General features: G+C 74.2%; 18 protein-coding genes. 3 read left to right on the forward strand and 15 right to left on the reverse strand.

Features of this window, described 5'->3' with window-relative positions:
• Nucleotides 1-6: 6 nt before the first annotated feature.
• Nucleotides 7-672: a uridine kinase gene (locus ASD90_RS09775; RefSeq protein WP_200958592.1), complete on the reverse strand. Its 666-nt coding sequence runs from the start codon at nucleotides 670-672 to the stop codon at nucleotides 7-9.
• A 63-nt stretch (nucleotides 673-735) separates the two neighbouring features.
• On the opposite strand from ASD90_RS09775, the gene ASD90_RS09780 reads away from it, so the two are divergent.
• Nucleotides 736-1,149 (forward strand): RidA family protein, encoded by a 414-nt coding sequence (locus ASD90_RS09780; protein WP_056755243.1) that lies wholly within the window; start codon nucleotides 736-738, stop codon nucleotides 1,147-1,149.
• Here the strand turns inward: ASD90_RS09780 and ASD90_RS09785 are convergent.
• From ASD90_RS09785 to ASD90_RS09820, 8 genes are all read right to left on the reverse strand, one after another.
• Nucleotides 1,142-2,332 (reverse strand): VWA domain-containing protein, encoded by a 1,191-nt coding sequence (locus tag ASD90_RS09785; RefSeq protein ID WP_056755246.1) that lies wholly within the window; start codon nucleotides 2,330-2,332, stop codon nucleotides 1,142-1,144. The genes ASD90_RS09780 and ASD90_RS09785 overlap by 8 nt on opposite strands.
• Complete coding sequence (locus ASD90_RS09790; protein ID WP_056755248.1) at nucleotides 2,329-4,545, reverse strand: DUF5682 family protein; 2,217 nt, start codon at nucleotides 4,543-4,545, stop codon at nucleotides 2,329-2,331. Before ASD90_RS09790 ends, ASD90_RS09785 begins: the two co-directional genes overlap by 4 nt.
• 4 nt (nucleotides 4,546-4,549) lie before the next feature.
• Nucleotides 4,550-5,647: an AAA family ATPase gene (locus tag ASD90_RS09795; RefSeq protein WP_056755250.1), complete on the reverse strand. Its 1,098-nt coding sequence runs from the start codon at nucleotides 5,645-5,647 to the stop codon at nucleotides 4,550-4,552.
• Entirely contained in the window at nucleotides 5,644-7,164 is a 1,521-nt protein-coding gene (locus tag ASD90_RS09800) for a DUF5691 domain-containing protein (protein WP_056755253.1), read from the reverse strand. Before ASD90_RS09800 ends, ASD90_RS09795 begins: the two co-directional genes overlap by 4 nt.
• On the reverse strand, nucleotides 7,161-8,468 hold the full coding sequence (locus ASD90_RS09805) for an SWIM zinc finger domain-containing protein (RefSeq protein WP_056755256.1): 1,308 nt from the start codon (nucleotides 8,466-8,468) through the stop codon (nucleotides 7,161-7,163). Before ASD90_RS09805 ends, ASD90_RS09800 begins: the two co-directional genes overlap by 4 nt.
• A 100-nt stretch (nucleotides 8,469-8,568) precedes the next feature.
• Entirely contained in the window at nucleotides 8,569-8,808 is a 240-nt protein-coding gene (locus ASD90_RS09810; RefSeq protein ID WP_056755259.1) for a helix-turn-helix domain-containing protein, read from the reverse strand.
• Nucleotides 8,809-8,964: 156 nt separating this feature from the next.
• Nucleotides 8,965-11,166 (reverse strand): acyltransferase family protein, encoded by a 2,202-nt coding sequence (locus ASD90_RS09815; protein ID WP_082588615.1) that lies wholly within the window; start codon nucleotides 11,164-11,166, stop codon nucleotides 8,965-8,967.
• The gene (locus ASD90_RS09820) at nucleotides 11,123-12,412 is read right to left on the reverse strand and encodes an MFS transporter (protein WP_056755267.1); all 1,290 of its coding nucleotides are present in this window, start codon (nucleotides 12,410-12,412) and stop codon (nucleotides 11,123-11,125) included. Before ASD90_RS09820 ends, ASD90_RS09815 begins: the two co-directional genes overlap by 44 nt.
• Before the next feature lie 72 nt (nucleotides 12,413-12,484).
• Here ASD90_RS09820 and ASD90_RS09825 point away from each other — a divergent pair, with 72 nt between their 5' ends.
• Nucleotides 12,485-13,414: a LysR family transcriptional regulator gene (locus ASD90_RS09825; protein ID WP_056755269.1), complete on the forward strand. Its 930-nt coding sequence runs from the start codon at nucleotides 12,485-12,487 to the stop codon at nucleotides 13,412-13,414.
• On the opposite strand, the gene ASD90_RS23480 is transcribed toward ASD90_RS09825, so the two are convergent.
• Entirely contained in the window at nucleotides 13,398-13,574 is a 177-nt protein-coding gene (locus ASD90_RS23480; RefSeq protein WP_157611085.1) for a hypothetical protein, read from the reverse strand. The two genes, ASD90_RS09825 and ASD90_RS23480, sit on opposite strands and share 17 nt — an antisense overlap.
• A gap of 117 nt (nucleotides 13,575-13,691) precedes the next feature.
• Nucleotides 13,692-14,360, reverse strand: coding sequence for a B12-binding domain-containing protein (locus ASD90_RS09830; RefSeq protein ID WP_056755271.1), 669 nt, complete (start codon nucleotides 14,358-14,360; stop codon nucleotides 13,692-13,694).
• Between the two features lie 159 nt (nucleotides 14,361-14,519).
• Here ASD90_RS09830 and ASD90_RS09835 point away from each other — a divergent pair, with 159 nt between their 5' ends.
• Nucleotides 14,520-15,464: a DUF3800 domain-containing protein gene (locus tag ASD90_RS09835; RefSeq protein WP_082588616.1), complete on the forward strand. Its 945-nt coding sequence runs from the start codon at nucleotides 14,520-14,522 to the stop codon at nucleotides 15,462-15,464.
• Nucleotides 15,465-15,482: 18 nt separating this feature from the next.
• On the opposite strand, the gene ASD90_RS09840 is transcribed toward ASD90_RS09835, so the two are convergent.
• The 4 genes from ASD90_RS09840 to ASD90_RS09855 form a co-directional block, all read right to left on the reverse strand.
• The gene (locus ASD90_RS09840; RefSeq protein WP_056755274.1) at nucleotides 15,483-15,725 is read right to left on the reverse strand and encodes a hypothetical protein; all 243 of its coding nucleotides are present in this window, start codon (nucleotides 15,723-15,725) and stop codon (nucleotides 15,483-15,485) included.
• 85 nt (nucleotides 15,726-15,810) lie between these two features.
• Nucleotides 15,811-16,800, reverse strand: a complete 990-nt coding sequence (locus ASD90_RS09845; protein WP_056755276.1) for a hypothetical protein — start codon at nucleotides 16,798-16,800, stop codon at nucleotides 15,811-15,813.
• A gap of 118 nt (nucleotides 16,801-16,918) precedes the next feature.
• Entirely contained in the window at nucleotides 16,919-17,239 is a 321-nt protein-coding gene (locus ASD90_RS09850) for a DUF2853 family protein (RefSeq protein WP_056755279.1), read from the reverse strand.
• Between the two features lie 133 nt (nucleotides 17,240-17,372).
• A complete protein-coding gene (locus ASD90_RS09855; RefSeq protein ID WP_056755282.1) occupies nucleotides 17,373-18,371 on the reverse strand; it encodes a peptidoglycan-binding protein in 999 nt (332 codons plus the stop codon).
• Nucleotides 18,372-18,379: the final 8 nt, after the last annotated feature.

The raw sequence follows: 18,379 nt of genomic DNA on the forward strand, positions 1-18,379 counted from the left end.
TGGTTGTCACCGGCTGTCGGTCATCGGGTCCTCGTCGGGCCTCATCGCCACGGTCGTGCGCCCCGGTGCCCAGTCGGCCTCACGTGAGCTCACGACGAGGTCGGCTCGCTCCCACGGTCGATCGCCGGCCAGGAAGGGTTCCTCGGCCGACATCCACTCGTCCCAGAAGCGCTCCGCCTCCTCGGGCGTCCGACCGAGCTCGACGTCGCGGCGCAGGCCGCGCTCACGCGCCTCGACGCGGTCCGACTGCACCCAGACGACCGCGTTCGCGTGGGTGGCCAGCGACGCGCGTCCCGCGCCGACCCCCTCGAGGACGAGCACGCGTACGTCCGCGGGCACCCTCACCGAGCCGTGGCGGTCGCGGGCGACCCAGCCCGGCGGGCGGTAGTCGACGTCCTCACCGCGTCGCCACGGCTCGATGACGTGCGGGACGGCGAGGTCGTCCCATGCGATCGCGTCGTGGTGCCACGCGAGGTCGTCGCTGTGCACGGTCACCCCACCGAGCAACGCGGCCGCGCGCTCGGCGAAGGTGGACTTGCCACTGCCGGAACGCCCGTCGACGAGCAGGACGCCCCGCCCTTCCGGGAGCAGGCGCGTCAGCAGCGCGGCGAGAGCGTCGTCACCGACGGGACGCCACGGCCCCGACTCGGTCTCCTCGGGGTGCAGCAGCATGCGGTCGAGTATGCCGTCGCGCCACCGTCCCGACCCGCGCACACTCCCGCTACCGTCCTGAGCATGAGCCGATCAGACAGCGCCGTCCACCTCGTCCGCACCGGCGCGCTCACCGACACCGCGCCGTACGCGTATGCCGCGGCGACCGACGCGGGCGCGCGGCTCGTCTTCGCAGCCGGGGCCTGCCCGCTCGACGACACCGGTGCGACTGTCGCTCCCGGTGACATCGCGGCGCAGGCCAGGCAGTGCGTCGCCAACCTCCTGACCGCCCTCGACGCTGCTGGCGCGAGGATCGAGGACGTCGCCTACACGCGGGTCCTCGTGGCCACGACGGTCCGCGAGGACCTCGTCACGGCGTGGACGGTCGTCCACGACGCCTTCGGCGAGCACGAGGTGCCGAGCACCCTGCACGGGGTCACCGTCCTCGGCTACCCCGACCAGCTCGTCGAGATCGAGGCCGTCGCCGCCCTCAGGTGACCGGTCCGGGCATCTCGGGCTCGTGGGTGGTGACGATGTCGTTGGCGGCGGCCCAGGCGGTGATGTCGCGCTTCTCGATGGCGGTCGCCATGAGGTCGGGGAAGCGGTCGGGCGTGCACGCGAACGCCGGGACCCCGACGGCCGCGAGGGCCGCGGCATGGCCCGCGTCGAAGCTGGGCCGACCCGAGTCGCTGAGTGCGAGGAGCGCGACCATGGTCGCGCCCGACGCGACGATCGCGGACGCCCGTCGCACCATCTCCTCGGCGATGCCGCCCTCGTAGAGGTCGCTGATGAGCACGAGGATCGTCTCGCCCGGCTGCTCGATGAGCCCCTCGCAGTAGGCGAGCGCCTGGTTGATGTCGGTGCCACCCCCGAGCTGCACGCCGAAGAGCACGTCGACGGGGTCGTCGAGCTCGTCGGTGAGGTCGACGACGGCGGTGTCGAAGACGACGAGGCGCGTCTCGACCGACCGCAGCGAGGCGAGCACCGCGCCGAAGACGCTGGAGTAGACGACGGACTCGGCCATCGAGCCGGACTGGTCGATGCAGAGGATGATCCGCCGCTCGACGCGGTGCGCCCGCCGGGCGTGCCCGACGAGGCGCTCCGGCACGACCGTGCCGTGCTCGGGCTGGTAGTGCTTGAGGTTGGCCGCGATGGTGCGGTTCCAGTCGATGTCGGACGCCTTGGGCCGGCGGGTGCGGGACGCCCGGTTGAGGGCGCCGGTGACGGCCTGGACCGTCTCGGAGCGCAGCCGCTCCTCGAGCTCGTCGGTGACGACGCGGACGACGGCCCGCGCCGTGGCCCGTGACCGCTCGGGGATGACGCGGCCCAGCCCGACGAGCGTCGTGACGAGGTTGATGTCGGGCTGCACGGCCTCCATGAGCTCGGGCTCGAGCAGCAGCTGGGTCAGGCCGAGGCGGTCCATCGCGTCGTGCTGCATGACCTGCACGACCGACGACGGGAAGTAGCCACGGATGTCGCCGAGCCAGCGCGCGACGCGCGGCGCCGACGCCCCCAGGCCGCTGCGGCGCTCGCCGTCGTAGAGCTCGCGCAGGGCCTCGTCGCGCTTGAGGTCGTCGGCGTCGAGGCTCGCGCCCTCGCCGATGCCGTCGGACTGCTCGCCCCCGAGGACGAGCCGCCAGCGGGTGAGCCGGTCGCGGGTGAGCCGGTCGCGGTCGGTCACGACGCCACCTCCATGCCAAGCAGGCGGGCGACGGCGGCGATCGCCGGTGCCGCCCGGTCGAGGTCGAGCGAGTCGGTCGACGACGTGGTCGTACGCGTGCCGCTCGCGAGATCCCGAAGGTGCGTCCCGATGAGGCGGCGTTCCGCGGGCTGGTAGCGCGAGAAGGTGCGGCGCACGAGGGGCAGGAGGTCCTCGAAGGCCTCCTCGGACGCGTCGACGAGCCACTCGTCGATGATCGAGAGGAGGTCGTCACCGTGGACGAGGAGCAGCGCCTCTCCGGTGAGGAAGCCGTCGAGCCAGGCAGCCGCTGCGGGCGCGGGGGTGCCGGGTGAGAGCCGGCGGCTCAGGCGCGCCGCTGCCTCGTCGTGGGCGAGGTGACCGCCGTCGAGCAGCAGCCGGTTGACGCGTCCGGCGACGGCGCCGTGGATGGTCTCGTCGCGGCCGACGGCCACGAGCGCCTCGGTCCACGGGTCGCGCAGGTCGTCGCGGTCGACGAGGGCCACGCCGCGGTGCGCTGCCTCGACGGCCGTGCGCATCGCGGCCGCGCTGTCGTCGTCGAGGCTGGAGCACGCGGCGCGGAGCCCGACGGACGTGCGCACGACGACGGTCTGGAGCACGTGGGCCACGTCGGCGACGTCGACCCCGCGCACGTCGCCGTAGCGGCACGTGCGGGCGAGCGGCTCGATCGTGCGGAGCAGGGCCTCGGTGTCGTGCTGCCGGGCCGTGCGCTCGGCCAGGGCGGCGACGACGGCGCGCAGTCCCTCGGGCAGGTCGGCGAGCAGGCACTCCTCGATGAGGCGGCCGAGCACGCCGAGGTCGGCCGCCTCGCGCGCCTCCTCGGCGATGCGGGACTCGGCGGCACTGCGCACCGTGGTGCCGTGGAGGCTCGCCTCGATGACGGCCACGGCCAGCTCGGGTGTCCACTCGAGCTGCCAGGCCTCCTTGAAGGTGCCCGTCGTGCGGCCGGCGTCGACCTGGGTGCCCCAGGGGACGTCGAGGACCGCGAGGCGGTGCAGCAGCACGGACCGGGCGAGCTGGGACTCCCGGCGCAGGTCGAGCTGCACGACCGTCGAGGTGGCGGACGCCTTGAGCCGCAAGGTCTTCTGCTGCTTGGCGAGGTCGCCGGCGAGCGGCACCATCGGGGTCGACTCCGGCACCCGGCCCAGCAGCTCACCGATGACCAGGGTGCGGTCGACGAGCCGGAGCGGCAGGTCGGAGCCGTCGGTGAGCACGGCGCGCGCGGCGTCCGTGAGCTCGGCGAGACCGACCGAGGGCCGGCCCCGCACGGCGGCCAGCGCACCCGCGAGACGGGTCGCCTCGACGACCGACGCCGTCGACGCGTCGAGGTTCTCGCCGCGCAGCGCTCGCGCGACGCGGACGAACCACGACGGCACGACCTCGTCGTCGGGGGTCACGAAGAGGTGGTGGTACCAGCCCGGCGAGCGGACCCCGGCGCCGTAGCCACTGGCGTACGACAGCCGCTCGGAGCTCCAGGGCGCCCACGTCGCGGCGACCTTGACCTTGGGCAGCTTGCTCAGCAGGGCGTTGTCGCGGCTGACCGGCGGGAAGGAGGACGGGTCCAGGGCGGGTGCGTGGTAGGCGCCGCACACGACGGCGACGCGCTCGCGGCCACCTCGCATCTCTGCGCGGATCACCTTGCGCATGAACGCCTCCCGTCGGGCGTCGTCGTCGACCTCGAGGTCACCCCGGACGCCCTCCATCGCCTCGCGCAGGTGGGCGAAGTGGGCGAGCGAGGACGTGCGGCGGTGCTCGACGGCGTCCTCCCACCAACGCTCGGGGTCATCGTAGCCCGCGGCCGACGCCAGGGCCGAGATGGGGTCGACCCGCCGGCCCGGACGGCGGGGTGTGTCGTCCTCCGGGTCGCCGCCGGCGAGGTGGTGCGTCGCGGGCAGGTCGGCGAAACGGACGTCGACCCCGTGCTCGAGCGCCCACCGCAGCGCGACCCACTCGGGGGAGAACACGGCGAACGGGTAGAACGCCGCCCTCCGCGGCTCGTCGACGGCGTAGACGAGCCCGGCCACGGGGGGCACGAGGTCGGGGTCGGCGGCGAGCGGGACGAGGGCGTCGAGCTCGGGAGGGCCCTCGATGACGACGACGTCGGGCAGCAGCTCGTCGAGGGCACGCGCCACCGACCGCGCGGAGCCCGGCCCGTGGTGCCGGACGCCGAGCACCTCGACGCGGGGATCGCTCACGGGCTCAGCCGAGCTCGCGGCACGCGCGGTAGAGGTCGGTCCACTCGGTGCGGTCCTTGACGACGGTCTCGAGGTACTCATGCCAGACGATGCGGTCCTGGACCGGGTCCTTGACGACCGCCCCGACGAGGCCGGCCGCGACGTCGTCGGCGCGGACGACGCCGTCGCCGAAGTGGGCGGCGAGCGACAGCCCGTTGGTCATGACCGAGATGGCCTCGGCCGTCGACAGCGTCGCCGAGGGTGACTTCACGGTCGTGCGCTGGTCGGCGGTCACGCCGGAGCGCAGCTCGCGGAAGATCGTGACGACGCGCTCGATCTCGGCGAGGGACTCGAGCCCCGGGGGCAGCTCGAGGGACCGGCCGAGGGAGTCGACCCGGGTGCGCACGATCTCGACCTCCTGCGCCAGGGTGTCGGGGAGGGGCAGCACGAGGGTGTTGAAGCGGCGCTTGAGGGCCGACGACAGGTCGTTGACGCCCTTGTCGCGGCTGTTGGCCGTCGCGATGACGTTGAAGCCCTGCTGTGCCTGCACCTCGGAGTCGAGCTCGGGGATCGGCAGGTGCTTCTCCGAGAGGATCGTGATGAGGGCGTCCTGGACGTCGGCCGGGATGCGCGTCAGCTCCTCGATGCGCACGAGCGTGCCCATCTCCATGGCCCGCATGACCGGGCTCGGGACGAGCGCACCGCGGGTCGGCCCCTCGGCGAGCAGCCGCGCGTAGTTCCAGCCGTAGCGCAGCGACTCCTCGGGCGTGCCCGCCGTGCCCTGGACGACGAGCGTCGACGACCCGCTCACCGCGGCGGCGAGGTGCTCGCTGACCCACGTCTTGGCCGTGCCCGGGACGCCGAGGAGCAGCAGCGCCCGGTCGGTGGCGAGGGAGGCCACGGCGACCTCCATGAGCCGTCGCGACCCGAGGTACTTCGGCGTGATCTCCGTGCCGTCGTCGAGCGTGCCGCCGAGGAGGTAGGTCGTCACCGCCCACGGCGACAGCCGCCAGCGCGGCGGCCGCGGCCGGTCGTCCGACGCGGCGAGGGCAGCGAGCTCGGCGGCGTACTCGTCCTCCGCGTGTGCCCGCAGGACCGTGGTGGGAGAGGGGGATTCGCTCATCTGAAGGCCTCGGTGATCGATCGCTTGACGGAGTGGAACTGGAGCAGGTTACGGAGGTTGGTCAGCAGGATCTGGTCGGCCCCGGTCGACTCGATCCAGCGCTCGAGGGGGTCGAGGGCAGCGGGGTGCAGCCCGGCGAGCAGGTGCGGCATCGACGCGACGACCATCGTCGACCCGACCTTCGACGCACGCAGGCGGGACACGAGCGCGACGCTGAAGTCGGCCGACCAGGGCGGGTCGACCGAGCCGACGACCGCCCCGATCTCGTGGGCGCGTTCGGACGTGGCGTCGACACGCCTCAGCACGACGCGTTCGCGCGGCTCGCGGGGCAGCGCGGGCACGAGCGCGGCGTCCCAGCCGCGCTCGAGCAGCGCGGCCGCCCACTCGGGGTCGCGGCGGGAGCGCGCCGCACGGCGTATGCCGGCCAGCACGTCCGTCGCCTGCGCGTCGGTGAGCCGCTTGAGGGTCGCTGACGGGTCGGCGCCGGCCAGCTCGACCCAGATGTCGAGCGGGGCACCCGCGCAGATCTGCTCGAGCCACCACCCACGTGCAGAGCGTCGGGGCGGGGGCTTGCCGAGACCGTCGCGCAGTGCAGCCGGGTCGGGCTCGTCGGGCAGCGTCACCTCGACGCCGCGGCCGAGCAGACCGGTGCGTCGGACGAGGGGACGCAGCCGGGCGGCCATGCGGGCGGCCCGGGCCGAGTCCGGCAGGGCGTCGAGCAGCTCGGCCGCGGCCTCGCGCACGGTGCCCGCACGGTCGTCGAGGCCGACCTCGAGGAGGGACTCGTCGTCGGGGCCGAGCCCGATGCGCAGCGCCTCGAGGTGTGCGCGACGGTCCCGCGCCGAGTCCGTGGACCACGTGAGGCGGACCAGCTCGCGGGCCGCTCCCGGGTCGTGGGCGCGGACCCCGGCGAGCACCGCGATGCGATCGGGCGAGGGCAGTCGCGCCCACTCGTCCGGGTCGGGCGGCGTGCCCTCGGTGCGAGAGGCGGTGCGCGCCTCGGCGCCCGCCGCCGCCCCTTCGACCCACGACCACTCGTCGCGCAGACCCGCCAGCCAGCGTCCACGCTCGTCGAGCACCGCGGCCGTCGGGCGGCGCAGCTCGCGCGCCCCGGTCGCCAGGGCGAGCAGCGTCGGCAACAGGGCGTGCGGCACGCGGCAGCCGGAGTCGTCGGCGGCCTGCAGCCAGTGGACGAGCAGACCGGTGCGCTGCGCCGCCCCGGCCGGCGGCTGGGTCATGACGAGCTCGAGGAGCTGCACGGCCAGTCGAGGGGCGACGGGACGCCGGTCGTCGGGCGCCGCGTCGGGTGGGTCGGCGTGCTCGAGGCGGCGCCCGGCCCGCAGGGCCGCACCTCCGAGCGCGGCGGCGTCGAGGAGGGCCTCCTCGCGGGGCCTCCCTTCAGCGGAGGCCAGCACCCCGGCCCGGCCGAGATCGGGCAGCGGTGGCACCGGTCGCCGCGCCGTGCCGAGGAGCGCCGCGTTGCCGACGTCGCGCCACCACGTGTCGAGGTCGCTCACAGGCCCACCACCTCGCCGTCGACGACGACCGTGAGCGGCCGCAGCCGCGACTCCTCGAGCTCGCCGAAGAGGCGCGCCGGACCGCCCCCGGTCAGGGCGAGCAGCGACCACACGTCGGCGTCGTCGGTGAGCGCCACGCTCGCCCCGTCCCCGTCGACGACCCGGTCGACGCCGACCCGCACGTCGGAGAGGACCACGGGGATGCGGCGCGCCCACGGGTTGAGGCCCCAGGCCTCGGCCGCCGCCGACCGCGCGTCCTCGAGCGACGCACCGGACGGCATACCGACGCCGCTGTCGGCGACGGCGGGCTCGTCGACGAAGAGGGCCCGGCGCACCGCGGCGCCCGGGTAGCGGGCGAGGGTCGCGTCGAGGCTCGAGCCGACGACGCGCGCGACCGGAAGCACCTGACCCCCCGCCGCGAAGTCGAGCACCTGCACCGTCTCGCGGGTCGCGGCGCCGCGCAACCAGGTCCGCTGCTGCTGGAGGCGGCCGTCGTCGGTGCGGTGGGCACCGAGGACGAGCCAGCGGTCGGTCACGGCGTCGGCCCGGCGCACCGACTCGGTGGTCGTCGACCAGCCGAGGTAGGCCCGCAGGTCGCCCAGCTGCGCCTCGTCGAGTGACGCGCGGGCGGACCAGGCCCGGGTGGCGGTCCACCACCGGCCGAGGGCGACGAGCAGGCGCTCGGCCCAGTCGGGTCGCCCGCTCACGGCGCCGCCGACGGAGCGCACGTCGTCGGCCAGCCCGGGCAGCTGCGCGTCGACGAGGCGCGCGGCCGTGCCGTCCCACCACGCGTAGGACTGGTGGCGCGCGGCCGCCGTGCCGCTGCGGGCGAGGTCGGTGAGCCAGCGCGCGAAGTCGTCCATGCCGTCGTCCATGAGGGCGAGCCGCTCCTCGAGCCGCTTCGCCGCCGCCACGGGGTCAGGCGTCCGCGTCGGGCGCGCGGCGTCCCCCGCGGCCTTCGCCCCTGCACGCGCCGACCGCTCGGCCGCCCACTCCAGCGCGAACCCCGCCGCCTCGGCGGCATCCGCGACCGAGCCCGACCCGTCGACCCACAGCAGCAGGAGCGCGAGCCCGTGCTTGCACGGGAACTTGCGACTCGGGCACGAGCACCGGAAGGCAGGGCCCGTGAGGTCGATGCTCACCTGGTAGGGCGTCTTGCCGGAGCCCTGGCACTTGCCCCAGAGCAGCGTCTCGGTGGACCCGGTGTCGGACCACGGGCCCGGGCGCGCCAGTCTGCGGGCAGCGGCCAGCGACGATGCGTCGGGAGCCAGGCCGGCCACCTGCTGGGAAGTCCATCGCGTCATGACTCGCACATCATGACCGACACCTCCCACACCCGGGTGGACGGGCGTATGCCGTGTCGACGGGTGCGCGTGTCCGGTGCCCAGCGCCCGCTGCCCGGGGTCAGGCCTCGCCCCCCGAGCTGCGGGTGCGGTCGGCGTCACCCTCGCGGACGAGCCGCTCGAGGTGCGCCAGCACGTTGGCCCGCTCGAAGCGCCGGTGGCCGCCGGGCGTCCGGGTCGACGGCAGGAGGCCGACGCGCGCCCAGCGCGTGATGGTGGCCGGGGATACCCGGAAGATGCGAGCGACCTCGTGCGGTGCCATGAGCTCGCGGTCGTCGTCGGACCCGTGCCGTCTCGTCATGCTGTTCGTCTCCCCCGTGTCGCGCGCCCCCCGGCACGATGGTGACGAACTTACCCACAATGGGTCCTCTTTCGGGCAGTTGGCCGCATTCTCGAGCGGAGCGCGCGTCCGGAGGCCATCGCACCGACGACGAGCGCGACCTGCCCGTCACGGCGTTCACAGCCTGACGCCGGACGCCCTGAGGAGGTAGGCGAGGTCGGGGGCGAGCTGGCGCGCGTACTGCACCGACGTGTGGAGGTAGTCGCCCTTGAGCACCGTCCCCGTCGTCGTCGTGAAGATGGGGCAGCGCCCGTCGACGCAGTACCAGTGGGTCGTGTCGACGAAGACCGCCCCCTGCACCTTCTTCTCCACGTCGCGCGTCCGTGCCCACCACGTCGGGATGCCGGTGACGCACCGTCCCGGCGACGCACCCGGCCGGTAGCAGTCGAGGAAGGCGACACCGGGCATCGACGGCGCGACGATGACGACGGTGCCGACGCTGCCGCGCACCGAGTCGACGAAGGCCTGGTCGGCGGCGAGCCACTCCTTCGCCGACGCCGTGCCCTTCGCCCTGGACTTGAGCCGCACCGCCCACGAGTAGGTCTCGGTCATGATGAGGACCTTCGGCTTCACTCGCCGCACGTAGTCGAGGACCATCTTGCGGTGGTTGACGCAGGGGACCGCCCACTCGTCCTTGCCGTAGTTGGCGTCGACGCCGTTGACGGCACACGCGATCTTCGTCATCCCGCGCACCTTGTAGGTCTTGCCGTAGGCCTTCTCGACGGTCGCGAGGAGCGGGAAGCCGATGGAGTCGCCGTAGACGATGATCTCGGGACCGGAGCGGTTGCCGAAGGTGCACGACTCGGGGTCCTCGGCGTCGGTGGCGACGCAGGCGCTCATCGCGGCGCGCTGGTCGGCGGTCGTCTGCCACTGGTCCGGCGAGGGGTTGAGGTCGGCCGGCCACGAGCCCGAGGCGAGGGCCCCACGCAGACCGTTCTCGATGCGGGTTCCCGTCCTGCCCGGAGGGATCGGCTGCCAGCCCGTAGGCGTGGGCCTCGGTGATGCGGTGGCCTTGGCGGAGGTCGTCGGCGACGGGGCGGGCGTGGTCGCAGAGGGCGACGGCGCCTCGGTCGTCGCCGTCGCGTCGGGCACCTCGCCGGCCGGGGGCGGCACCGCGCCGTCCGGGTCGTCGGCCGCGACGACGGTCCCACCCCCGAAGAGGTCCGGGCGGGCCGATGCCGCGCCGCCGACCCCGACGACGAGCAGCACGAGCGCCAGGGCGGCACCGAGCATGCCGCGCCGCCGTACCCGCGGCGCGTCGAGGACCGGGCGCTCGACGAGGTGGTGCGAGATGACGGCCAGCGCCAGCGTCCCGGCGAGGACGATCGCCGCGCTCGTCGCCCCCGCGGTCGCGAGCACGACCGGGGCGAGCACGACGAGTGGGAAGTGCCAGAGGTAGAGCCCGTAGGAGATGTCGCCGAGGTAGCCGCTCACCGGGTTCGTGAGCAGCACCGCAGCGGGTGCCGCCGCGCCGATCCCCGCGACGAGCACGAGCGCCGTCCCCAGCGCGACCCCGAGCGCTGCCGGCCAGGGGACGCCGGTCTCCGGCGTCACGAGGAGGTATGCCGTCACGACCGTCGCGAGGCCCGCCCAGGACAGCGCGGTGCGGGCTGCGGGAGCCAGCCGCACGGCCCGCGCAGGCACCGTGGCGAGCGCGGCGCCGAGCGCGAGCTCCCACGCGCGGGTCAGCGTCGAGAAGTAGGCGGTGGTCGGGTCGGACGTGGTCTGCACGATCGCCCACACGAGAGAGGCCCCGCCGACGAGCGCTGCGAGCACGGCGACCGCGGTCCGGTGCCGGCGGATGCCGCCCGCGACGGCGACGGCGAGCACGACGAGCAGGGGCCACACGACGTAGAACTGCTCCTCGACCCCGAGGGACCAGTAGTGCAGCAGCGGCGACGGCGCCGAGCCGGCGTCGAAGTAGGTGTCGGCGCGGGCGGCGTAGTGCCAGTTCGCGGCGAAGAGCATCGCCCACAGTGCATCTGTGTGGATCGACGCGACCTTGGCGCCGGCCCACGCCCACGGCGCGATCGCGACGACCGCGGCGATGACGAGCAGCGCGAGGGGCAGGATGCGCCGCGCCCGGCGGATCCAGAAGGCACGCAGGGAGATCCGTCCCGATCGCTCCCGTTCGCGGACGAGGACCCCGGTGATGACGAATCCGGACACGACGAAGAAGGCGTCGACCCCGAGGTAGCCGCCGCTCGGCCAGCCGAAGAGGTGGAAGGCGATCACGGCGGTCACGGCCACGGCCCGGAGGCCTTGGATGTCCGCCCTACGTGGTCCCCCCACCGGACCGTCGTTCATGCGGGACAGCATGCACCGTGCGAGCCTCCGGGGAGGCGGTAACGCCGGTGCCGATGCGCTCCGGGCCGGACGTCGGGCCGGGCAGGACGGTGACCGCGAGGGCCAGGGCGGCGACGGCGAGCACGACCACGGCGCCGACGACGGCCGCCCACCCGCGACCCGACCAGGCGTAGCCGAGCAGCCAGCCGACGAGGGCCGACCCGCTGTAGTAGGCGACGTTGTAGAGCGCCGTCGCCTGGGCCCGGCCGGTCGCGGCGCGGGCGCCCACCCACGCGGAGGCCGTGGCGTGGGCGGCGAAGAAGCCGGCCGTGAGGACGAGCAGGCCGACGACGACGACCGGCAGCGCGCCCGAGAGCGTGAGCAGCGCGCCGCCGACCATGGTCACGGTGCCCCCGACGAGCACGCGGCGCCGTCCGAGACGCGGCACCCAGCGGCCGGTGAGGCGCGAGCTGACGGTGCCCGCGGCATACGCGGCGAAGATGAGCGACCCGACCGTCGCCGGCAGCGCGAACTCCGGGCCCTCGAGGCGGAAGGCGAGGTAGTTGTAGACCCCCACGAAGCCGCCCATGAGGAGGGCGCCCTGGGCATAGAGCGCGAGGAGCGCCGGGTCGCGCAGGCTCGTGCGTATGCCGTCGGCGACGGTGCGCGCGGTGGCGGCGGTCGTCGGCCGGTAGCCGCGCGGACGCGGCATGAGGCGCAGGAAGACGACGGACGCGGCGGCACACACCGCGGCGACGGTGAGCAGGGCCGGGCGCCACCCGACGACTCCCGCGAGGGGTCCGGCGATGAGCCGTCCGGCCGCGCCGCCGATGGTCGTGCCAGAGATGTAGGCAGCCGCCGCGGCCGCCGTGTGGCGGGCGTGCACCTCGTCGTGGAGGTAGGTGACGGCGAGTGCCGGGAGCCCGCCGAGCGCCATGCCCTCGACGAGCCGCAGGACGAGGAGGGCCTCGATCCCGGGCGCGAGCGCGACGGCGACGCCGAGCACGGTCGAGGCGACGATGGCGACCTGCATGGCCCGCAGCCGGCCGACCCGGTCGGCGACCCACGACCACGGCAGCACGGCGACGGCGACGCCCAGGGTCGCGAGGGAGACGGACAGTGCGGCGTCGGCGGGGCTGACCTGGAGGCCGCGGGCAAGGGTGGGGAGCAGGCCCTGCGGGGAGTAGAGCTGCGCGAAGGTCGCGATGCCCGCGGCGCCGAGCCCGACGAGGATGCGGCGGTACTCGCGGCTCGCGGGGAGGTGTCCGGCCCAGGTCATGCGCTCGACGCTAGGTCGCGGCTGGCGGGCCGCACCAATGCATACCACCGGCTCGACTCATACGCTCTGGGCATGAGATCTGCCGAGTTCCGCGCCGTCGTCAGGCTGCTGCCCGTCTTCGTCGTCGTCGCCGAGGTGGGGCAGGTGACGACCGCGGCGGCCGTCCTCGGTATGCCGCAGCCCACCGTCAGCAGGGCCCTCGCCCGGCTCGGCGACCTCCTCGGCACGCCCGTGGTCGAGCGCGACGGCCGTGGGATCGCGTTGACCGCGGCCGGCCGCGCGCTGCTGCCCTTCGCCCAGGAGGGTGTCGGGGCGCTCGAGCGCGGCGTCGACGTCGTGACCCGGTCGAGCGTCGTCGGCCACGGCACCGTCGGCCTGTCCTTCCAGACCCTGCTCGGCGAGGCCGTCGTCCCGGCGCTCATCCGACGCTTCCGCGACCGCTTCCCGGGGGTCCGGTTCGAGCTCGCTCAGGGCTCACGGCGCAAGGCCCTCGACGACGTCGAGGCCGGACGCTGCACGGTCGCGCTCGTCGCGTCGCCCCCGGAGCTGCCCGGTGCGTCGACGACGGTGCTCTACGACGAGCCGCTCGTCGTCGCGGTCCACCGCTCGCACCCGGCCGCTGGTGCCGGCTCGGTCTCGGTCGAGCGTCTCGCCGCCGACGGACGCGACGAGCTCATCGTCCTCAAGACCGGCTTCGGCCTGCGCGGACGCGTCGAGGAGATCTACGCCGGTGTGGGCGTGCCGCTACGCGTGGCCTTCGAGGCCGAAGACGTCCACACCGCAAGGGGACTCGTCGGCGCGGGCCTCGGTGTCGCGATCCTGCCCGACTTCGCCCCGGAGGGTGACGTCGTGCCCGTCCGGCTCGACCACCCCCAGGCGCAGCGGACCATCGGCGTGATCGTGCGCAACCCCGCCCACGACCCGACGGTCGGGGCCTTCGAGGAGTTCGTCGCCCGGTCGGGGCGGCCGGTCGCGCTCGCCGCGCTCAGCCGGCCATCCTGAGGACCACGGCGATGAGGCCGCCGACGAGGAGGGCAGCCGCCGCGATACCGGCGAAGACGAGCCCGATCCGCTGGTCGCGGCCCCGGCGCCCCTCGCCCTCCGTGGGCTCCGAACCGACCTGCTCGACGAGGTCCTGGGGGCCGGTCGGTCCTGCGTTCATGGGAGCTCCATCGGTCGGGTCCTGCGGATCACGGTGGCTGGGCACGGCAAACGAGCCTATCGCCGTGCAGGTCACGCGAGCCGTGGACGGGTGCGTCGGTGCGACACCGGCGCGCGATCAGACTGCCGTGGACTCGTCGATGAGGGAGCGGGGCACGCCGAGGTCCTCGTGCAGGGTGCGGGCACCCCGGACGGGATCGCCGTCGAGACGGCTGGCGTGGCACAGCTCGGCGACGTCGGCGGTGGCGCCGGGGGCCGCGAGGTGGACCGTCGTGGACTTCGCGACGCGGCGCAGGGCCGGCGCGTTGGCGGCGAAGGCGGTGGCCCGGTGTGCCGCGACGACGACGGCTGCCGGCCGGAGGGTGCGACAGGTCATGGCGAGCTCGGCGGTGGGCGTGTTGGCACCGAGGTAGCAGGTGCGCCAGCCGAGGCGCGAGAGCACGATCGAGGTCGCCATGAGACCGAACTCGTGGTGCTCGCCCGGCATGCACGCGAGCACGGCGAGCGGCCCCTCGGGACGCTCGCCGGCACCCATGAGCACGGAGAGCCGCGAGCGCAGGACGTTGCTCGCGACGTGCTCCTGGGCGACGCCGATCGACCCGGTCGACCAGCGCTCGCCGACCTCGTGGAGATAGGGCAGGACGACGTGCGAGAGGGCGTCCTCGACGCCGAGCTCGTCGAAGACCTGGCTGAGGACGCGGTGGCCACCCGTCTCGTCGAAGGCCTCGAGCGTCGCCTCGAGGCGGTTCATCCACTCTCGGGGCGTGGTGCGGCGCGGCGTCGTCATGGCGTGCTCCTCGCGGGGGTCGGCGACCCGGCTCGCGGCTCGGGTCAGAACTGACGCGACGTACCCAGTGCGAGCTCGTCCCCCACGGCCGTGACCGAATCGTGCCCTGTCGTCGCAAAGTCGCTTGGCCGCGCCCCCGCGCGCCCACAGGATGGGGGTATGCCGTCCTCCGCGCCGACGCGCCCCACCACCCTCCTCGAGGTGGCGTGCGACGAGTCCGGCTCGGAGGGGGAGAAGCTCGTCCACGGCAGCACCGACACCTTCGCTCACGCGAGCGTCGACGTGACGACCGAGGCCGCGCTCGCCACGATCGAGCGGGTGCGCGTCGAGGCCCGTTCACCCGCGACGGAGGTGAAGGCCAGCGTCGTCCTGCGGCCGCAGAACCGCCGGTTGCTCGACTGGCTGCTCGGGGAGGACGGCCCGCTGCTCGGTCACGCCCACGTCCACCTCACCGACAAGGCGCTGCACCTGACCGGACGCATGGTGCTCCTGCTCGACGGGGAGTCCGCTGCGGGTCCCGACCTCGCCCGGCGGGCCGAGGTGCTGCACCGGACGGCGATGCGTCGGCTGGGAAGGGACGGCTGGGAGGCCGTGCTCGCCGACTTCAACGACGTCGTGCGGGCCCGCTCGCTCGACGAGGCTGCGGCGAGTGCGTGCGCCCTCCGGACCGGCCTCGCCGACCTCGTCGACGTCGCGCCGGACCTGCCCGCCGGCGTCCCCGCCGACCCCGAGAGCCTGCTCGTGCTCGTGGCGCGCGGACGTGGGGCGCTCGACCCGATCGTGCCGGCGCTCGCCGAGGTCCTGCGCCACTGGGGTGCGGCGGGTCGCCCCCTCTGGGTGGTCCACGACGTGCAGGCGACGCTCACCGACGCGGCGATCCGCGCGGCCGTCGGAGCGACCGCCGACGGGTCCTCGGACGCGCTCGAGGGCATCAGCTTCGTCGACTCGCAGCACGACCCGCGGGTGCAGATGGCCGACTTCCTCGCCGGCGCCGCCCGACGGATCGCCTCGCACGTGCTTGCGGGACAGGCGGATCCGGGACTCGTGCACCTCATCGCACCGTACGTGAGCGCACGCTCGACCTGGCCCGACGCCTGGCCGTGAAGCCGGGCTGTCAGGGCCTCAGAGGTCGCTCATCATCGAGACGCTGCACGACCCGGCCCGGGTGGCCACCTGGTGCGGGGTCGACGCGGACGGCAGGCGCACGTCCGCGAATGACGTCGTGACGACAGGGGCGGCAGGGGTCACCGCCCGAGGTGCGGCGGCGGCCGTCGATCCGGCCAGAGCCGTGAGGGCGACGAGTGCCGAGCCCGCGACGGCGGTCAGGGCGCTCCGACGGGTCAGCCTGCTGCGGCGCGTGTCCATCCATCCAGTGTGCGCCTGCACTGCCGCCGGGTCCATGGTCCTGTGCACCCTCGCGCGCAGGGGGACCCGACGGCATACGCAGTCGTCAAGCGGTGGGGAGGCGCGTGACCCAGAAGGGCGCGGTGTCGGGCGAGGGGATCCCGAAGCGCGCGTTGACGACCCACAGCGACCCGAGGGCGGCCGTCGCGGTCGACGGGACGTCGAGCGCGGCGTCGGTGAGCGTGGCGACCCACCGGGCCCGCCATCCGCCGCCGTCGCGGCGCAGCCGCACGACGCTGACGTCCTGCGGTCCGCTCCCGCGCACGTTGTAGAGCGTCCGGCCCACGAGCTCCAGCCCGTCGCCGCTCGTGATCGGGGGTCCTCCGGTGACGGGGATGGGACGGGCCACGCCCGACCCCGGGTCGACCTGCCAGAGCCCGCCCACCCGGCTGTGGTTGAGCACGACGGGTCCATGGGGGAGGGCGCGGATACCGTTGGCGTTGAAGGTGTTCGGAGGGCTGGTCGGCCAGTCGCCGGTGAGGGCCACGAACTCGGCCGGGGCGCCGGAGGGACGGCCTTGGCGGGTGAGCCGGACGACGGTGAGGCGGTCGACGTTCGAGTCGGTGGCCCACACGGCCTGGCGGGTGACGACGAGGTCGTTGAGGAAGCCCGCACCCGGGACGACCGTGTCGCCGACGACGGCACCCGACCGGGCGTCCACGGCCCAGACGTGTCCGACGGTGCCGAGGGAGCCGACCGCCCAGACGAGCCCGGTCCGGTGGTCGAAGTAGAGGCCGCGCAGCGACCTGCCGGCCTCCGGGGCGAGCAGGGTGCGGACCGCACCGGTGCGGAGGTCGCCGGTGACGATGCGCCCGTCGGCGACCGACCCGACGTAGAAGGAGGGACCCGGACCGGACGTGATGCCCTCGGGGCGGGTCCCGACCGGGAGGTCGATGCTCGACGGGAGGCCGCCCCCGCGGCGCTCTTCGGCGGAGGCGACGGGAGTGGTCAGGGCGGTGACGGCGACGGCAGCGGCCGAGCCGAGGACGAGGCGACGCGAAGGAGTGCCATGGTGCACGGCGTTGTGGTTGTCCATCCTCCATGCTGGGCGCACGGCCGCCCAGAAATCGAGGGTCGGGCGGTGAACCTTTGACGCGGGTGTGTCGTTGCAGTGGCCGCGGCACACCCGCGCCCGCACGGGTCGCGAACCTCGGTCAGCGGAAGAGGTCGAGCTTCCCGTACTTCTCGGCCAGCAGGTAGTAGACGGTGACGCGGTTCTTCGTGTGGTCGCCCTTGAGCACCTGACCGACCTCTGCCAGTGAGGCGTCGAGGTCGGCGTCGGAGTCGGTGAGTGCGAGCTTCTTCTTCATGAAGCCGTCGCGGACGCGGTCGGTCTCGGCCTTGTCGGTGAACGCCACGAGTGCCGAGTCGCGCTTCTGCAGTGCGATGCCGCAGTGCCGGACGATGCCCTTGATCGCGGCGTCGTCGGCGTCGGGTGCGTACTTCCTGACGTCTGCTGCCCAGTCTTCTGCCATGTGCCGTGCCCCTCTTCGTTGAATGGCTGGAACACGAGCGACGCTAAACCCGCGGCGGTCGCCTGAGAAGAGCCCCGGGGTGAATGTTCACCCCGAGGCTCCTGCACGCCGGCTCCCAGGCCGGTCGGACGCGTCAGGCGGTGAGCCTGGCCCAGGTGCGGACCCCCACGACCCCATCGGCCGTGAGGCCGCGGGACTGCTGGAAGGCCTGGGTCTTCGTCGCCGTCATCGCGCCGAAGACGCCGTCGGCCGTGAGCGTGTAGCCGCGGTGCGTCAGCAGCTTCTGCGCCGCGACGACGGACTGCCCGGTGGAGCCGCGCTTGACGGACACGACGAGCGCCGACCACGTCTTCGGGCCGACGACGCCGTCGGCGGCGAGGCCCTTGGAGCGCTGGAAGGAGATGACGCGGCTCTGCGTGGTCGGGCCGAACGAGCCGTCCACGGTGAGGCTGAAGCCGCGCTGGCGCAGCAGGTGCTGGATGGCCGTCACGCGGAAGCCGCTCGCGCCGCGCCTGACCGTCGTCCAGGCGATCGGCGCGGGTGTCGGCGTGCCGACCCCACCGCCGATGCGCTGGGCGAGGGCCGCGAGCCGGGCGTCGCCGGGGCGCACGTTGATCTCGAAGTGCATCTCGTCCTTGCGGCCCGAGTAGTCGCCGCCCCAGCGGACCACTCCGTTGCAGGAGCTGAGGATCGAGCGGATGTGCGAGCGCTGCGTCGCCGTGAAGGTGCCGGACGTGCCGAGCGGGTGGCGCGGCGCGTTGAGGTCGATGGCCGTGCCGCTCGAGTGGTTCGACAGCGACGTGCTGCCCGAGATGACGCGGTAGCTGTGGCCCCAGCACCAGCCCTTGACGAGCGCCTCGACCTCGCTGTTGAACCGACGCGCGACGTAGCCGAGCACGACGTGCACGTCGCCCCGGCGGACGCCGGCGGGGAAGGTCGCGGCCCCGACCGACAGGGTGCTGAGTGGCACGACGGACGACGATCCGGCCGGCCAGCCGTTCTGCGACGTCGCGGCCTGAGCGGCGGTCGCCGTGGCGGCGACGAGCCCGCCCCCGATGAGGAGGCCGCCCGCGCCGCGGATCAGCGTGCGGCGGCCGACGGCGGGACCGGTGGTTTCGTGGAGCTCACACATGACTACCC

The sequence above is a fragment of the Terrabacter sp. Root181 genome (assembly GCF_001428505.1).
In the GTDB taxonomy this organism is placed as follows: Bacteria; Actinomycetota; Actinomycetes; order Actinomycetales; family Dermatophilaceae; genus Terrabacter.

What these genes read in the sequence shown, in the direction of transcription:
- ASD90_RS09775 (WP_200958592.1), bottom strand. Translation starts at nt 672, where the DNA reads ATGCTGCTGCACCCCGAGGAGACCGAGTCGGGGCCGTGGCGTCCCGTC.
- ASD90_RS09780 (WP_056755243.1), top strand. Translation starts at nt 736, where the DNA reads ATGAGCCGATCAGACAGCGCCGTCCACCTCGTCCGCACCGGCGCGCTC.
- ASD90_RS09795 (WP_056755250.1), bottom strand. Translation starts at nt 5,647, where the DNA reads ATGAGCGAATCCCCCTCTCCCACCACGGTCCTGCGGGCACACGCGGAG.
- ASD90_RS09805 (WP_056755256.1), bottom strand. Translation starts at nt 8,468, where the DNA reads ATGACGCGATGGACTTCCCAGCAGGTGGCCGGCCTGGCTCCCGACGCA.
- ASD90_RS09810 (WP_056755259.1), bottom strand. Translation starts at nt 8,808, where the DNA reads ATGACGAGACGGCACGGGTCCGACGACGACCGCGAGCTCATGGCACCG.
- ASD90_RS09815 (WP_082588615.1), bottom strand. Translation starts at nt 11,166, where the DNA reads ATGCTGTCCCGCATGAACGACGGTCCGGTGGGGGGACCACGTAGGGCG.
- ASD90_RS09820 (WP_056755267.1), bottom strand. Translation starts at nt 12,412, where the DNA reads ATGACCTGGGCCGGACACCTCCCCGCGAGCCGCGAGTACCGCCGCATC.
- ASD90_RS09825 (WP_056755269.1), top strand. Translation starts at nt 12,485, where the DNA reads ATGAGATCTGCCGAGTTCCGCGCCGTCGTCAGGCTGCTGCCCGTCTTC.
- ASD90_RS23480 (WP_157611085.1), bottom strand. Translation starts at nt 13,574, where the DNA reads ATGAACGCAGGACCGACCGGCCCCCAGGACCTCGTCGAGCAGGTCGGT.
- ASD90_RS09830 (WP_056755271.1), bottom strand. Translation starts at nt 14,360, where the DNA reads ATGACGACGCCGCGCCGCACCACGCCCCGAGAGTGGATGAACCGCCTC.
- ASD90_RS09835 (WP_082588616.1), top strand. Translation starts at nt 14,520, where the DNA reads ATGCCGTCCTCCGCGCCGACGCGCCCCACCACCCTCCTCGAGGTGGCG.
- ASD90_RS09840 (WP_056755274.1), bottom strand. Translation starts at nt 15,725, where the DNA reads ATGGACACGCGCCGCAGCAGGCTGACCCGTCGGAGCGCCCTGACCGCC.
- ASD90_RS09845 (WP_056755276.1), bottom strand. Translation starts at nt 16,800, where the DNA reads ATGGACAACCACAACGCCGTGCACCATGGCACTCCTTCGCGTCGCCTC.
- ASD90_RS09850 (WP_056755279.1), bottom strand. Translation starts at nt 17,239, where the DNA reads ATGGCAGAAGACTGGGCAGCAGACGTCAGGAAGTACGCACCCGACGCC.
- ASD90_RS09855 (WP_056755282.1), bottom strand. Translation starts at nt 18,371, where the DNA reads ATGTGTGAGCTCCACGAAACCACCGGTCCCGCCGTCGGCCGCCGCACG.